This is a genomic window from Bosea sp. 124 (genome assembly GCF_003046175.1).
In the GTDB taxonomy this organism is placed as follows: Bacteria; Pseudomonadota; Alphaproteobacteria; order Rhizobiales; family Beijerinckiaceae; genus Allobosea.
The window spans coordinates 3232030-3246983 of sequence record NZ_PZZM01000001.1 but is presented as its reverse complement, the minus strand read 5'-3'; the positions used below and the strand labels follow the sequence as shown (position 1 = coordinate 3246983).

General features: G+C 64.0%; 15 protein-coding genes and 1 pseudogene. 8 read left to right on the top strand and 8 right to left on the bottom strand.

Annotated features, from left to right (window positions below; translation table 11 throughout):
- Positions 1-344 precede the first annotated feature (344 nt).
- From C8D03_RS15375 to C8D03_RS15360, 3 genes are all read right to left on the bottom strand, one after another.
- On the bottom strand, positions 345-1784 hold the full coding sequence (locus tag C8D03_RS15375) for an IS1182 family transposase (protein ID WP_108047418.1): 1440 nt from the start codon (positions 1782-1784) through the stop codon (positions 345-347).
- A gap of 198 nt (positions 1785-1982) precedes the next feature.
- Positions 1983-2543, bottom strand: coding sequence for a thermonuclease family protein (locus C8D03_RS15370; protein WP_248308488.1), 561 nt, complete (start codon positions 2541-2543; stop codon positions 1983-1985).
- 776 nt (positions 2544-3319) lie between these two features.
- Complete coding sequence (locus C8D03_RS15360; RefSeq protein ID WP_108047413.1) at positions 3320-3613, bottom strand: hypothetical protein; 294 nt, start codon at positions 3611-3613, stop codon at positions 3320-3322.
- A gap of 770 nt (positions 3614-4383) precedes the next feature.
- Between C8D03_RS15360 and C8D03_RS26835 the strand changes: the two genes are divergently transcribed.
- Together C8D03_RS26835 and C8D03_RS15350 are read left to right on the top strand one after the other, a co-directional pair.
- Positions 4384-4467, top strand: coding sequence for a tryptophan-rich sensory protein (locus C8D03_RS26835; RefSeq protein WP_248308695.1), 84 nt, complete (start codon positions 4384-4386; stop codon positions 4465-4467).
- A 25-nt stretch (positions 4468-4492) separates the two neighbouring features.
- Positions 4493-5749, top strand: a complete 1257-nt coding sequence (locus C8D03_RS15350; protein WP_108047411.1) for an NRAMP family divalent metal transporter — start codon at positions 4493-4495, stop codon at positions 5747-5749.
- A gap of 78 nt (positions 5750-5827) precedes the next feature.
- Here C8D03_RS15350 and C8D03_RS26830 read toward each other — a convergent pair whose 3' ends face one another.
- The 4 genes and pseudogenes from C8D03_RS26830 to C8D03_RS15330 all read right to left on the bottom strand — a co-directional run bounded on the left by C8D03_RS26830 (position 5828) and on the right by C8D03_RS15330 (position 9048).
- The gene (locus C8D03_RS26830) at positions 5828-6241 is read right to left on the bottom strand and encodes a hypothetical protein (protein WP_248308487.1); all 414 of its coding nucleotides are present in this window, start codon (positions 6239-6241) and stop codon (positions 5828-5830) included.
- Between the two features lie 75 nt (positions 6242-6316).
- Positions 6317-7485 (bottom strand): annotated as a pseudogene (locus tag C8D03_RS15340) (integrase core domain-containing protein).
- 53 nt (positions 7486-7538) lie between these two features.
- A complete protein-coding gene (locus C8D03_RS15335) occupies positions 7539-8024 on the bottom strand; it encodes a hypothetical protein (protein ID WP_108047409.1) in 486 nt (161 codons plus the stop codon).
- 241 nt (positions 8025-8265) lie between these two features.
- Positions 8266-9048 (bottom strand): IclR family transcriptional regulator, encoded by a 783-nt coding sequence (locus tag C8D03_RS15330; protein WP_108047407.1) that lies wholly within the window; start codon positions 9046-9048, stop codon positions 8266-8268.
- Positions 9049-9200: 152 nt separating this feature from the next.
- Between C8D03_RS15330 and C8D03_RS15325 the strand changes: the two genes are divergently transcribed.
- The 6 genes from C8D03_RS15325 to C8D03_RS15300 all read left to right on the top strand — a co-directional run bounded on the left by C8D03_RS15325 (position 9201) and on the right by C8D03_RS15300 (position 14133).
- Positions 9201-9863: an amino acid ABC transporter permease gene (locus tag C8D03_RS15325; RefSeq protein WP_108047405.1), complete on the top strand. Its 663-nt coding sequence runs from the start codon at positions 9201-9203 to the stop codon at positions 9861-9863.
- Complete coding sequence (locus C8D03_RS15320) at positions 9860-10510, top strand: amino acid ABC transporter permease (protein WP_108047403.1); 651 nt, start codon at positions 9860-9862, stop codon at positions 10508-10510. Before C8D03_RS15325 ends, C8D03_RS15320 begins: the two co-directional genes overlap by 4 nt.
- The gene (locus C8D03_RS15315) at positions 10497-11228 is read left to right on the top strand and encodes an amino acid ABC transporter ATP-binding protein (protein ID WP_108047401.1); all 732 of its coding nucleotides are present in this window, start codon (positions 10497-10499) and stop codon (positions 11226-11228) included. Before C8D03_RS15320 ends, C8D03_RS15315 begins: the two co-directional genes overlap by 14 nt.
- A gap of 39 nt (positions 11229-11267) precedes the next feature.
- A complete protein-coding gene (locus C8D03_RS15310; protein WP_108047399.1) occupies positions 11268-12050 on the top strand; it encodes a transporter substrate-binding domain-containing protein in 783 nt (260 codons plus the stop codon).
- A gap of 104 nt (positions 12051-12154) precedes the next feature.
- Positions 12155-13195 (top strand): succinylglutamate desuccinylase/aspartoacylase family protein, encoded by a 1041-nt coding sequence (locus tag C8D03_RS15305; RefSeq protein WP_108047397.1) that lies wholly within the window; start codon positions 12155-12157, stop codon positions 13193-13195.
- On the top strand, positions 13192-14133 hold the full coding sequence (locus C8D03_RS15300) for a threonine ammonia-lyase (protein ID WP_108047395.1): 942 nt from the start codon (positions 13192-13194) through the stop codon (positions 14131-14133). The genes C8D03_RS15305 and C8D03_RS15300 overlap by 4 nt, the downstream gene beginning before the upstream one ends.
- Before the next feature lie 33 nt (positions 14134-14166).
- On the opposite strand, the gene C8D03_RS15295 is transcribed toward C8D03_RS15300, so the two are convergent.
- Entirely contained in the window at positions 14167-14952 is a 786-nt protein-coding gene (locus C8D03_RS15295) for an ABC transporter ATP-binding protein (protein ID WP_108047393.1), read from the bottom strand.
- Positions 14953-14954 lie beyond the last annotated feature (2 nt).

Sequence of the window (14954 nt, the reverse complement as noted above, 5' to 3'; positions counted from 1 at the left end):
TGTATTGCCGCGCGACATAGGTGCCCGCTGCGAAGCTCGTGGCGACCCTGGCCTCGTTGTTGATCAGGGCGGTGCCGGTGACCTCCACCCTATCAGAGTTGGTTGGGGAGACCTCGACGGCATAGGTCGAGCCTGAATAGAAGTTCAGGGTGCCAGAGACACGCCAGGCGTTCCTACCACCGGCGTTCCGCCCGCACCACCATCTGCCAAGGCGGGCCCGGCTGCGAGTATCAGGGCCAGGGACGAAACCGCTGCCAGAGCGGAAGCATAAGGCCGAGGCTGTGTAAAAACGCGCTGCCTGCCTTTGATCAACTGGGGCGGCGAGCCCGCGATGAGGGGCAGTGTCAGGCCCGGATCGCTTCCATCAGCGGCTTGGCGCCGATGATGGCGATGACGCGCTTGAGGTTATAGGCGAGGATGTGGAGGCCGATTTCGGTCTTCACGTTGGGCAGGCGCCTCGTCAGGAAGTGCGTCGCCCCCATCCAGGCCTTGATCGTGCCGAAGGGGTGTTCGACGAGCCGCCTTCGTTGGCGCATGGCGCCAGGCGTCAGATCCATCCGCCGTTGAAGGGCGTCGATGATCGCCTCGTGTTCCCAGCGGGTGACCCGCCGTTCGACGCTGGGCGTGCACTGAGCCTTGAGGGCGCAGGCCTGGCAACTAGCGCGATCCCAGTAGCGGTGGAGCGTCATTCCCCGCTCGACCGTGGTCATATGGCGCGGCAGCAGCGCGCCGGATGGGCAGCGATAGACATCCTGCTCGGGCAGGTAGACGAAGTCCTGCTTGCCGAACCGGCCCTCGGCCTTGGCGCCCGAGGTCAGCGGCTTGGGCAGATAGGGCGTCACGCCCAGGGCCTCGCAGGAGCGGATCTCCTCGCCGGAGAAGTAGCCGCGGTCGGCCAGCGCATCGAGCTTTTCCGCGCCCATGGCGTTCTTTGCCTTGGCGGCCATGGCTGCGAGCTGCTCGCGGTCGCTGCCGGTCATGACCACGTCGTGGGCGACGATCAGGTGATGCTTGGCCTCGACAGCGGACTGGACGTTGTAGCCGACAATCCCACTGCCGCGTCCGCTGGTGGCCATCGAGCGAGCGTCCGGATCGGTCAGCGAGATCTGGCCTTCAGGTGAGGCAGCGACTTGCGCCTCCATGGCCTTGAGCATCTTCATCTGCTCGCGCAGCCGCTCGACCTTCTCCTGCAGCCGTCCCGAGCGCGCCTCGGCGGCCTCGTCTTCCTGACGATCGGCCGTGTCGAGGTCACGCAGATAGCCCGCGATGTGTTCAGCCACCTGCTGCAGGCGCCTCGTGAGCTTGTGGGCCGTGAAGTTCTTGTCGCGGCTGTTCACTGCTTTGAACTTGCTGCCGTCGATGGCGACCAGGGTGCTCCCGAACAGGCCGATCTGACGGCACAGCACCACGAACTGAGCGCAGGCGCCCTGGATCGCGGGCCCATTCTCCTTCCGGAAGTCGGCGATGGTCTTGTGGTCGGGCGCAAGCCTCCCCGTCAGCCACATCAACTCGACATTGCGCCCCGCCTCGCGTTCCAGCCGGCGGCTGGACTGCACCTTGTTCAGGTAGCCGTAGATGTAGAGCTTGAGCAGCGTGGCCGGGTGGTAGGCCGGGCGTCCTGTCGCTGCCGGCGTCACGCCCTCAAAACCCAGGACCTCCAGATCCAGGTCATCGACGAACACGTCGACCACCCGCACCGGGTTCTCATCCGCCACATAGTCGTCCAGGCAATCGGGAAGCAGCGTCGGCTGCCGGCGGTCGCAACCCTCAACGAAGCGGCTCAAATCCGACCTCCCGACTGCAACGTCAGGAGTCTACCCGAACCAGCACGGTTTTCACACAGCCTCGACCCGTATCAGACATGTCAGCGGGCGAAGTGCCCGGACGCGTCCGCCGAGCTAGTGCTGCGTCGGCCGGCCTTGGCCGCCCTGCGAGAGCGACGGTTCACCGGAGGTGGCGGAGCACACGACACGGGATCGGTCTCAGCACCATGGTCGCCTTCGGCCTTCCCAGCGCCGCGCCAAGCCTTCTGAAACAAGAATCTGGCCGATCGACGCACCATTTCGCGTCACCACCCGCAGAAGCCGGCCGTACTGATCACGATCCCGGCTTTCATATCGGACAAGGTCGAAATCGCCTTGGCTCAAGAGATGAGCGAGCCTGACCGTAGCGCGTCCCCCAAGCTGAGCCTCGCTTTCGCACTTGGCGTCCCTTGTCTCCGGCGCGTCGATATCGGCGATGCGGATCCTGTCTCCCCGATAGCGAAAGGTGTCGCCGTCGACCACACAGTCGGATGCGGCGGCGGAGCCGCATCTGCCAAACCACGGCGTCGGACGAGAGACCGCAGCCGGCGCAATCCCGTTCGGCCTGACGACGGTCACGGGCGCGGTCTTTATCGAATCCGCGATACCGAGACGGTTCGTCCAGTCCGGCATGGTTGCCGCGGTCCCCAGCGCGACGCCGGCAAGCCCGCAGGCAATGAGGTGCCACCCGGTGCGGCGATACCATTTCGGTCGCCAGATCTTTGCGCTGGTCAGAGCCAAGCCTACCCCCTCCGGTCCGCGGGAAACGCTGGCACATCGTCCGAACGGAACGGCAAAGAAACTCGCTCAAATTGCGCGCGACTAATGCAGCCTCCTGGCCTTGGCAGTCCGGCTAGCGCGACGGTTGACCGGAGTGGCGCAGCAGGCGGAAGCGGCGCCGGCTGGGCAGCCGCCTCGCGCAGCCCGACCACGATTTCCTCCATGACCTCGAAAAACAGCCGGTTCGCCGCCGCCAAGAACTTGGCAGCCTCCTCGATCGACGCTCCTTGACCTGCCTGCTCGAGGGCAACGCTTATCAGCATGTCATTGGGGGGGCGGGAAGCAACCTCGACCTCATCGTCGCTGAGCATGAGGCTCGTCGTCGTCGTGACGGTGGCATACGGGACAGCGGAGCGTTGGACAGCAGTGCAAAATGCGGTGAGCACATTCCGAATTGAGACAGATCAATTCGTTCAAGATCGCAATACCGTAGCGTAGTCTTATGGTCAGAAAGCTGAAGAATTTTGCCCTCACTGTGCGGCGAAATCAATTGAAGCGGCGGCTTGCTCAGAAGCGCACTGAAAGGCTTGCTCAGAAGCGCACTGAAAGCAGCACCGAGTTGCTGGCGAGCGAGATCGCTACAGTGCAAAATGGGGGTAGCAAATCCCAGGCAAATGCCTTAGCCACTGCCTCCAATGAGCGAGGCGTGGAAGGAAGCTCGAAAATTTTCCATTTTCCGCGCACTCCCTCCTCCATCTAATCCATGGTCACGACCGGCTCTCGCCACCATTTCACTGTCATCGAGATGAAATTGGGGGCGCCTGCGGGTTGATTGCGTCGTCGATAGGGGCGGTGCCGGGCCAGCGAGATGCCTCAGTCAGTTCTACGAATCTCGTCATACTTGCCGCGATGAAGAGCAGGGCATCCACTGCGGAAGCACCCTCATCTACCAAGTTGGTCTTCTGGGCGAGAACGTCGAGCCGGTAACTTTCTTCCCATTTCAGTCGCTTTGCAGCATCGAGATTGCAGATGGCCAACGCGCGATCCGCGTATTTCTCGCCGTGCGTGCGGCCCAGCTCTTCATAATCCAAATGATCATCATCCTGTTGCTCGTGACCCCCGGCCTCTGCGACGGCGTTCCCCAGGAGAACGCCCGGCTATGGCCACACGTTCCAGCAGCTGGCGGCGCAGCAACCGTGCGGACGTTGACCGATCAGCGCTCAAACCGCGATCGAGGCACCGGGCTCAAACCCCACGACCCAAACGAATTTGCCAATCCTGTAGTGTCAGCCCTGTGCCGGTAGCCTTGGGTCCAAGCACCAGCAGATCGAACCCTCCATCGGCGTCGAGATGTCTCTGGAAGCGGTTTACGATATCCCCTCATCGAAACGGGGGAGAACAAGTGCCATCGTCGCGCTACCGCGATGCTAATTTTCGAGCAACTCGCGGTCAGATCATTGGGCCACTCAACCTGACTGAAATCGTCCGCCGTGATGCAAATCGCTTCGTTCCATGCCAATCCTTCAAATTGGCATCTTGACTGAAGGATTGGCCCGCCACGATGGATAAGCGCAGCCTGACCGAACGGGATATCTGCACGAAGTTCATTCTACCGGCGGTCAGGCGTGCCGGCTGGGATGCTGCTCGCCGAGGCGCTAGCGCCGGCCGTCGCCGGCTGGCGTGTCTGGCAGCGCGACCGCTCCGTCTGGCCGATGAGGCTGTGGTGGGCGCAACTCGCCCTGAACTTCCTGTGGACTCCAGTGTTCTTCGCCGCTCGCCAGACCGGACTTGCATTCGTCGTCATCCTGCTGATGCTCGCCGCCATTCTCGCCTTCATCGCCACCGCGTGGCGGCGGGACCCATGGCGGCGTGGCTGTTCGTGCCGTATGCCGCCTGGGTGGCCTTCGCCTCGCTGCTCAACGGCTCGATCTGGAAGCTGAACTGATGCGTGAGAAGATCGGCGCCGCGAAATGAGCGACCTGAAGCCGCGCCTCTCCTGGTTTCGGCGGCTTGGCCCCGGCCTCATCACCGGCGCGGCGGACGACGATCCGAGCGGCATCGCCACCTATTCGCAGGCGGGCGCGCAGTTCGGCGTCAACATGCTGTGGACGGTGGCGCTCACCTACCCGCTGATGGTGTCGATCCAGGGCATCTGCGCGCGGATCGGGCGCGTCACCGGCGAGGGCCTCGCCGCCAACATGGCGCGCGCCATGCCGCGCTCGCTCGTCCATATCATCGTCTTCCTGCTGTTCATCGCCAACGTCGTGAACATCGGCGCCGACATCGTCGCCATGGGCGCGGCGGCGCGCCTGGTGCTCGGCTGGGGCGAAACCCTGTTCGCCATCCTATTCGCGGCCGGCTCTCTGCTATTGCAGGTCTTCGTGCCCTATCACCGTTATGTGCATGTGCTGAAATGGCTGACGCTGGCGCTGTTCGCCTATGTCGGCGTGCTGTTCGCCGTGCAGATCGACTGGCGCGCGGTGGCGCTCGGCACGGTCTGGCCGCAGATCGCCTGGACGCAGGAGGCATTCACGATCGTGGTCGCGGTCTTCGGCACGACCATCAGTCCCTATCTTTTCTTTTGGCAAGCCGCCGAGGAGGTCGAGGACGAGAGATTGGCGGGCGCCGGTTCGCTGCTCGATCATCCCGACGAGGCGCCCGGTGAATTGCGCCGCATCGGTATCGACACCTATGTCGGCATGGCGTTCTCGAACCTGATCGCCTTCTTCATCATCCTCACCACGGCCATGACGCTGCACAAGGCGGGGATCACCGACATCGCGACATCCGCGCAGGCGGCCGAAGCGCTGCGGCCGATCGCCGGCGAGTTCGCCTTTCTGCTGTTCAGCCTCGGCATCATCGGCACCGGGCTGCTTGCCTTGTCGGTGCTGGCGGGCTCCGCCGCCTATGCGATCGGCGAATTGCGCGGTTGGCGCATCGGGCTCGAAGAAAAACCGGAGAACGCCAAAGCCTTTTACGGCGTCATCGCGCTTGCGATGGCGCTCGGCCTGCTCATGCTGTTCCTGCCAATCGACCCGATCAAAGCGCTGTTCTGGAGTGCCGTGCTCAACGGGGTTATCGCCTTACCGCTGATGGTGGCGACCATGATCGTCGTGTCGAGCCGCACATATCTCGGCCGCTTCGTCGCGTCGCGCGGCCTCAAGTTCATGGGCTGGCTGGCCACGGCGGTGATGGCGGCGGCGGCGCTGGGCATGTTTGTCCTGTAATGGGAAATAAAGTTTTGTCCGCGTTCTCGCGCTTCATAGGCATCGATTATTCCGGCGCGGAAACGCCGACCGCCAGCCTCAAGGGCCTGCGTGTCTATCTTGCCGAGGGCGACGGGCATCCGGTAGGTGCCGCCGCCGCCAAGCACGCGCAAATACTGGACCCGCAAGGGCATCGCCGAATGGCTGGTGGAGCAGATGGCCGAGGATACGCCCATACTGGTCGGCATCGACCACGGTTTTTCCTTCCCGCTGCGCTATTTCGATACGCATGGGCTTTTGCTCGACTGGCCTCGCTTCCTCGACGATTTCCAGCGCCACTGGCCGACTGACGAGGATCAGGTCTATGTCGAGTTTGTGCGCGACGGCATCGCCGGCAATGGCGAGGCGCGCATGGGCAATGCCCGCTGGCGGCGGCTGACAGAAGAATGCGCAGGCAGCGCGAAATCGGTGTTCCATTTCGACGTGCAGGGCTCGGTGGCGAAATCGACCCATGCCTGTCCGTCGTCAGATGATTTGAGACTGTCTCGTGTCTCAGGAAGGGAGGCTTTGGCTCATCTGGGTTTAAGGCTATGGGGCCTGCAGCTGATGCTGCAAGCGTCTTTGGTGGATGGTCTGGCGTTTGATCCTTTCGCGTTCGGTGAGGATGGCCTGCCCGCGGCCGAAGTAGACATCGGCGGGCGTGAGGTTGCCGAGGCTCTCGTGGTAGCGGGCATGGTTGTAGTGCTCGACGAAGCCGGCGACCTGCCGTTCAAAATCGTCCGGCAGATAGTAATTCTCGAGCAGGATGCGGTTCTTCAGGGTCTGGTGCCAGCGCTCAATCTTGCCTTGCGTCTGGGGATGATAAGGCGCGCCACGAACGTGTTTCATGCCCTTGCCGTCGAGCCAGGTGGCGAGGTCGGCAGAGATGTAGGAACTGCCGTTGTCGCTCAACAGCCTGGGTGGATGAGCGACCGTGATCTGGTCGAGCCCGTCGTCTTGTCCTTGAACTCGGACGCCGCCTTGAGGACGATGTGGGCCGGGCTGGTGATCAGATCATGCGCCTTCAGCAGCCGATACACCGATGCTTCCGAGACGAAGTAACTCTTCTCGTCGGTGAAGCGCACTGCCAGCTCTCGCGGGCTGAGATCTGTTTCGCGCAGCGCCAGTTCAGCGATCTCGTCCCGAACCGGCTCAGGGATCCGGTTCCAAACACGGTCGGGCCGCGAGCGATGATCGGCGCGTGCCTCGATCTCGCCGGTGCGATAGCGATCGTATCAGCGATAGAACGTGGCGCGGGGAATGCCGAGCTTGTTCTCCGTGCGTCGCGCCGGCAGATGCGAGGCTTCGACCAGGCGGATGATCTCGGCCTTCTCGGATGCGGGGTATCTCATGTGTCGTCTTCCCCATCCGCGAGCATGCTTTTTTTAAGCAGGCGGTTTTCCAGGGTCAGGTCGGCCACGGCCTCCTTCAGCGCCTGCGCCACCCGACGCAGTCACCTCGTCGGAGGTCGCCGCACGCGCCGTGTCGCCGGCGAGACGGCGCTTGCCAGCGTCGAGGAACTCCTTCGACCAGCCGTAATACATCGATGAGGCGATCCCCTCGCGCCGGCACAGTTCGGCGATACTCTCTTCGCCGCGCACCCCTTCCAGCACGATGCGGATCTTCTCTTCGGCCGTGAACTGCCGACGCGTCGCTCGGCGAATGTCCATCACGACCTGCTCTGCCGGTGCTTTCTCCGGCCCCGATTTCTGTCTCATCTGCGCTCCTGAATGGCTGCGATGATCCAGAAATCCTCCCTTCCCGAAAACCCCTAAACTGTCTCAAGGGCGCTGACGGCGGACAGCGAGAACAGGCCGCGCAGATACCCACGCGAGACCGAGCGGTCGGCATCGATCATCAGGACCGTCAAGTCGTGCATCAGAGCCCGGATCACATCCCTCTCGCTGCCATGTTCAGCAATCAGGTCGTCGATCTCGCACTCGAATTCGGTGGCCGGATCGGTGTCTTTTATGCGCTGCTCGGGTGAAATGCTCTGCGTCCTCGGATATGAGAACAAAATATGAACAAATGCATTTGAGAGCCAAGCTATGGCGAGCGTCGAGACCTTCTTCCTCCAGCCGTTCAAGACGCATCGCAAGCGCCGGTCGCGGGCCAGCGCGTGCCGGCGAGGACGAAGCATCATGCATTGAACGACGGCGAGCGGCTCGGTCGAACGGCAGAGGGAGTAGCTGTCATCCATGTCACAGCAGATGACGAGAGAGGTGAAGTCAGCGCGCTCGCCGTGTTGGCGCGGCACGGTATGATCCCGGAAGATTCGAGGAGCAGATCCGCGCGCTTTGATCAGCCCCCGGCGCGTCAGCGGCCCCGGCAGCAAAGATCTAACTCGAAGCCATTCTTGGAGAGGTTTGAGTGATGGCGCTCTCAGATTTTAGAAATGCCCGGATCCACCAAGAAGAACTGTCCGTTTTTCTGCGCTGAGGCCATTACAACGCCAATATAGCACGCTGCTGCCGAGCGTGAGCTCATCCCCCCTCGCCTCAGAAGGCAAGTTGCGCGCCCGCCTCCCTGCAAACCGCCTTCAGCGTTTCGAGGATCGCCGTTTCGTCCGTGACCCAGCCGTGCCGCTGCAGCGAGGGCACAAGGATCGCCGCTTCGGCATGCCCGGCCGGCCCGATGACCGGGCAGGTGATATCGGTGACCGCCATGATGTCACGGCTCGGGGCGATGCGGTGGCCGAGTGATCTGATCTCGCCCAGGACTTGCGCCAGCGCGGGATCGTCGAGCCGCTCCTGGTCGGCAGGGCTCGCGTCACGCATCAGCGCCCGTCGGCGCGTTTGGGATTGAAAGGCGAGAATGAGCAGGCCGGAATTGGCTTCCAGGGCAGGGCGGCCATAGCCCGGTCGGACGGTCACCGTCGCATCGAGATGGCCCGAAGTCGTGGCGATGACGACGGTCTGCCCCCGGCTCAGCACGACCAGATGCGCCGCCTGGCCGCTTTCCTCACTGAAGCGTTCCATCAGAGGCAGCACGATCGAGGTCAGTTGCCGCCCGCCCGGCGTCCTGATGCCGAGATCAAAGAGGCGGCGCGATAGCGCCAGACGGTCCGTGCCCGCTTCGCGCACCAAATAGCCGCGCTGCTGCAGCACGAAGACCATGCGGAAGATTTCGCCCTTCGAACGCGCGAGTCGCTCGGCGATCGCACGGGTCGAGAGAGGTTCGCCGACCTCCGCTAACAACTCGAGGATATCGAGTCCCTTCTCCAGCGCCGGCGCGGCGTAGGAGGTTTTGTCGTCGCCAGCATGTTCAGAGAACTCGGCCATGTCGCCCTGTTTTATATGTGAAGCTTGACATCAAATAAGAAGCCAACTTAGCCTCACCGTAAAGAGGGGTTAATGGCACTGCTTCCGCCCATTCAGTCCAGCCATCTCAGGCAGCCCGCCGCGCATCCGCGGACCAGGCGGGACTGAGCGCGATGAAATATGGGCTCCAGTTTCGCGACGTCTTTGCGGCCTGGGAGTCCATTCTCGACGGCGTCTGGATCACGCTGCTGCTCTCGGCCTGCGCCATGCTTGGCGGCTTGGTCATCGGCGTCTCCTGTGCGGCGGCGCGGGTCTACGGGCCGGGTTGGCTGAAGCGCATCGTCGCCGCCTATGTCGAAGTCATCCGCAACACGCCGCTGCTGGTCCAGCTCTTCCTGATCTTCTTCGGCCTGCCGAGCTTCGGCATCCGGCTCGACGGCCTGACAGCGGCGATCATCGCGCTGGTGATCAACCTCGGCGCTTACACGACCGAGATCGTCCGCGCCGGCTTCGAGGCCGTGCCCAAGGCGCAGGTCGAGGCCGGCCATTCGCTCGGTCTCTCGGGGTTGCAGGTCTTTCGCTATATCGTGGTGTTCCCGGCGCTCAAGGCGATGTTCCCGGCGCTCGCCAGCCAGTTCGTCCTGCTGATGCTGGCGACGAGTGTCGTCTCGCAGATTTCGGTGGAGGACCTGTTCCACGCTGCCTCGATCGTGCAGTCGCGCACGTTCCGCGATTTCGAGGTCTACACCGTGATCGGCGTGCTCTATCTCGGCCTCGCCTTCGCCTTCCGCGGCCTGTTTGCCGGCATCTATTACTGGACGTTCGTCAGGCGATGATCCGGACCTTCTCCTACATTGACGTGATGTATCTGGTCGCCGCGGCACGCTGGACGCTGGCCCTGACCGCCACGGCCTTCGCCGGCTCGGCCCTGCTCGGCCTCATCCTCGCCATCGCCCGGATTTCGCCGATCGCACCGCTACGCTGGCTGGTCGCGACCTATATTCTGATCGTGCAGGGCACGCCGCTGCTGGTCTGGCTCTTCCTGATCTTCTTCGGCCTGCCCCTGATCGGCATCTCGGTGAACCCCTGGCTCGCCGCGGCCGTCGCCTTCTCGATCTATGGCAGCGCCTTCCTGGGCGAGATCTGGCGCGGCGCGCTGGTCTCGATCGCCAAGACGCAATGGGAGGCCGGCGCGTCGCTCGGCCTGTCGATGGCCCAGCAGCTTCGCTACGTGATCGTGCCGCAATCGATCCGGATCGCCATCCCGCCGACGGTCGGCTTTTTGGTCCAGCTCATCAAGAACACCTCGCTGGCCGCGACGATCGGGCTGGTGGAGCTCACGCGTGAGGGACAGCTCACCGCGGCCGGCACCTACAAGCCCTTCGCGGTCTTCATCACGGTCGCCTCCATCTATTTCGCCCTCTGCTTCCCTCTGACCCAATGGAGCCGCTCACTCGAGCGGAAGCTCGATGTCGCTCGTTGAAATCCAGGGGATCAGCAAGAGCTACGGCACGGTGCCCGTGCTGAAGGATGTCTCGCTCGACATCGCCAAGGGCGAGGTCGTGGCGGTGATCGGCCGCTCGGGCTCGGGCAAGAGCACGCTTCTGCGCTGCATCAACGGACTGGAACCGATCCAGGCCGGGACCATCAGCGTCGACGGGGTGCGGGTCAACGATCCGGGGACCAATCTGCGCAAGCTCCGCCAGGAGGTCGGCATCGTCTTCCAGAGCTTCAACCTGTTCCCGCATCTTTCCGTCAGCGAAAACATCACGCTGGCGCCGCGCGTCGTGAAGAAGCAGCCGCCCGAGGAAGCCCGTGAACTGGCGCGCGAAGTTTTGCGACGCGTCGGCCTCGAGGACAAGCTCGATGCCTTCCCCTCGCAGCTTTCGGGTGGCCAGCAGCAGCGCGTCGCGATCGCACGATCGCTGGCGATGCGGCCCAAGCTCATGCTGTTCGACGAGGTCACCTCCGCGCTCGACCCCGAGCTGACCGGGGAGGTTCTGAAAGTGCTCGAATCCGTGGCGCAGGAGGGCATGACCATGATCCTCGTGACCCACGAGATGGGCTTCGCGCGTCGTTTCGGCTCGCGCGTCGTCTTCATGCACGAAGGCCGAATTCACGAAGAAGGACAGGCCGCGGCGGTGCTCGCCGAGCCCAAGACGCCCGAACTGCAGACCTTCCTCAGCGCGGTCCTGCACTGAGGAAGCCACAGATCTGTTGCTCAACGAGGGGAGACAAACATGCGTTCATTCTTCACGGGCCTGGCCGCGCTGGCCATTGCCGTCGTCGGCTCTGCGGAAGCCAGAGCCGACAAGCTCCAGGACATCCTGTCCAAGGGTGTCGTCCGCATCGGCGTGCCGCTCGACGCGCCGCCCTTCGGCTCGCAGGACGCGAACCGCAAGGCGGTCGGCTTCGACATCGAGATGGCCGAGATGGTCGCCAAGGGCCTCGGCGTGAAGCTCGAGATGCAGCAGATCACCGGCGCCAACCGCATCCCGTTCCTGCTCACCGACAAGGTCGATATCGTAATCTCGGTGATGGGCCTGACGCCGGAACGGGCCAAGCAGATCCAGTTCACCGCGCCCTATGCCAACACCTTCCTCGCCGTCTATGGGGCGAAATCCTCGACCGTGAGCAGCCCGGAGACCATCGGTTCGGCCCGGGTCGCTGCCGCCAAAGGCACGACCCAGGAGCTCGCGATCAGCGCTTCCGCGCCGAAGGCGAGCCTGATGCGCACCGAGGACGACGCGACCGCCGCAGCCGCCTACATCACCGGCCAGGCCGATCTTCTCGCCACCAACAGCATCGTCGCGCAGGCGCTTGCCAAACAGAACCCGGGCAAGGAGTTCGAGCGCAAATTCACCATTCGGCGCAGCCCGGCCCATATGGGCGTGCAGATGGACCAGCATAACCTCGTGCGCTGGCTCGACGGTTTCATCTTCTTCAACACGATGAACGGCGAACTCGACCGGCTTCATCGGACGTATCTCGACATGCCGATGGACCCGCTACCGACGCTCTGAGCTGACCCATAGCTAGCCGGGCGCTTTCGCGCCCGGCCCTTCCCTCTCAGCCCAGGCTGCCGGAGCCTTCGCTCCGAAGCCTTCGTCATGTCCGCGAGCCAGCCATGAGCAGCACACGCCAGAAGCCTACTCCCCGCGCCTCCAGCGCCTTCCTGACGGTGGACCCTGAGCGCGAGGGCAAGCAGACCGGCTTCCTGATGATCCCGCATTCGCCCGACGACGATGCCTGGGGCGCGACGCGTGTCCCGATCGCGATCATCAAGAACGGCTCGGGTCCGACCGCCATCCTCGAAGGCGGCAATCATGGCGACGAGTATGAGGGGCCGATCACGATCTGCGACATGATCCGTGATCTCGATCCAGGCCGCGTCCAGGGCCGGCTGATCCTGATGCCGGCCAACAATGTCCATGCCGTGATCGCCGGCAAGCGCACCTCGCCGGTCGATGGGCTGAATTTCAACCGCACCTTCCCGGGCGATCCGCGCGGCACCATCACGCAGCAGATCTCGGCCTTCATCAACGACCACATCCTGCCGCTCGGCGACGCCTTCCTCGATCTGCATTCCGGTGGCTCCTCGCTCGACATCATCCCGAGCGCGATCGTCGAGCCGACCGATGACCCGGCGCTGCACAAGCGCAATGTTGCGGCGGTGCAGGCGTTCGACGCGCCCATGACCGTGGTGATCAGCAATCTCGGCGAACCCCGAACCGCGACGGCCGCCGCTTGCCGTGCGGGGCTCGTCACGGTCGGCACCGAGATGGCTGGCGGCGGCACGGTTTCGCTCGAAGCCTTGAGGGTTTGCCGGCGCGGGGTCGCCAATGTTCTCGATCATCTCGGGATCGTCTCGCGCGACGCGCCGGAGCCGCGGCGCGGTGACGGCGGCGTCCTCGAACTGCCCGGCACAGCGGCCTATGTCTATGCCTCTGCCGACGGCATCTTCGAGCCCTTCCATACCAATGGCGAAACGGTCAGCGCCGGCCAGCCGGCTGGCCGCATCCACTGCACCTGGGATCCGACGCGCCCGCCCGATCTGCTGCACTACGCCGCCGACGGCATCCTCTACGGCCGTCGGCAACCCGGCCGGGTCAGGCCGGGCAACTGCTGCCTGATCGTGGCAGCCCCCTATCGCGGAGCCCTGTCATGATCGACCTGGCCGACATCGAAGCCGCACGCCGGCGGATCGCGCCCTATATCCGCAAGACGCCGACGCTGGCTTACACGCAGCTCAAGGACGGTGGCGCGGGCGACGTCTCGGTGACCCTGAAGCTCGAGCTGCTGCAGGCGGCCGGGTCGTTCAAGGCGCGCGGAGCGATGAACCGCCTGCTGACCCTGAGCGAAAGCCAGCGCCGCCGCGGCATCGTCACCGCCTCGGGCGGCAATCACGGGCTCGCCATCGCCCGCTCGGCGCATGTTCTTGGCGCTCAGGCACAAATCTTCCTGCCGTCGAACGTCGTTCCCGACAAGGTGGCCAAGTTGAAGCAGTGGGGCGCTTCGGTCGAGATCGTCGGCGATGTCTGGGACGACGCCAATGCGGCCGCGCTCGCTTATGCGGAACGGACCGGCGCGACCTATGCGCATCCCTTCAGCGACCCCGTCGTGGTGGCTGGACAAGGCACGCTCGGCCTCGACGTTCTCGACGACATGCCGGATGTGGACGTCATTCTCGTCGCCATCGGCGGCGGCGGACTTATCAGCGGTCTCTCGACCGCGGTGAAGGCAAGACGGCCCGCCGCGCGCATCATCGGCATCGAGCCGGTGGGATCGCCGACGCTGCATGCCTGCCTCCAGGCCGGCAGTCTGGTGGCGCTGGACCGGCTGGAGACGCGCGTCGCGACGATGTCGTGCCGGCAGACGGACCAGGCGATCTTCGAGGTCGTGCGCGACAAGGTCGATGAGATCATTCTGGTCCGCGACGAGGAGATGGAAAGCGCGGCCCGCTTGCTCTGGTTCGAGTTCGGCATCGGTGCCGACCTTTCGGGGGCGGCTTCCCTCGCAGCCCTGAATTCGGGACGGTTGAACATAGAGCCAAGGGCTCGGGTCTGCGCCCTGGTGTGCGGAGCCGGCACGGACGGCATGTCCTGAAGGGGGGCGGCTCGCCACGGGCAAGCGACAGCTTCAGTATTTGATCACGCCGAAGCGCCGGAAAGCGTCGTGAATGCGGTCAGAATAGGTATTGAAGCTGGGATAATCGCCGAGATGGGCCGGCCGGGGCCGTGGCAGCTCGATGGCGATCTCGTCGACCACGCGCCCGGGCGTGGGGGACATGACCAGCACACGGTCTGACAGTCCGATCGCCTCCTCGATCGAATGGGTGATGAACACGACGGTCTTGCCGGTCTCCAGCCAAAGCATCTCAAGGTCGTGCCGGATCTGCGTGCGCGTGATCGCGTCGAGGGCTCCAAACGGTTCGTCCATCATGAGGACGGACGGGTCGTGGATCAGGGCACGCGCAATCGAGACGCGCTGGCGCATTCCGCCTGAAAGCTGCTTGGGGTAACGGTCCGCCGCGTGACTGATGCCAAGTTTGGCGAAGAGCTCGAGCGCGCGTGCCTTTGCCGGGCCGAGCGGCAGGCCTCGAAACTCGGCCTGCAACATCACATTATCCAACGCCGTCCGGAAATCGAGGAGGAGATGGTCCTGGAAGACGATGCCGATATCGGTCAGCGGCGCGGTCAAAGCCTTGCCATCGACGAGCAGTTCGCCGCCGCTCACCGGGATCAGCCCCGCCGCCATCAGCATGAAGGTGCTCTTGCCGCAGCCGGACGGGCCGATCAGGCTGACGAACTCACCGCTCCTGATGTCGAGGTCCAGACCGTCGACGGCGGTAAAACCGCCGAAGGTCTTGACGATGCCCCGCCCCGTAATGGACGCGGCCGTGCCCGTGCTGGCAGTCACAGTCATGC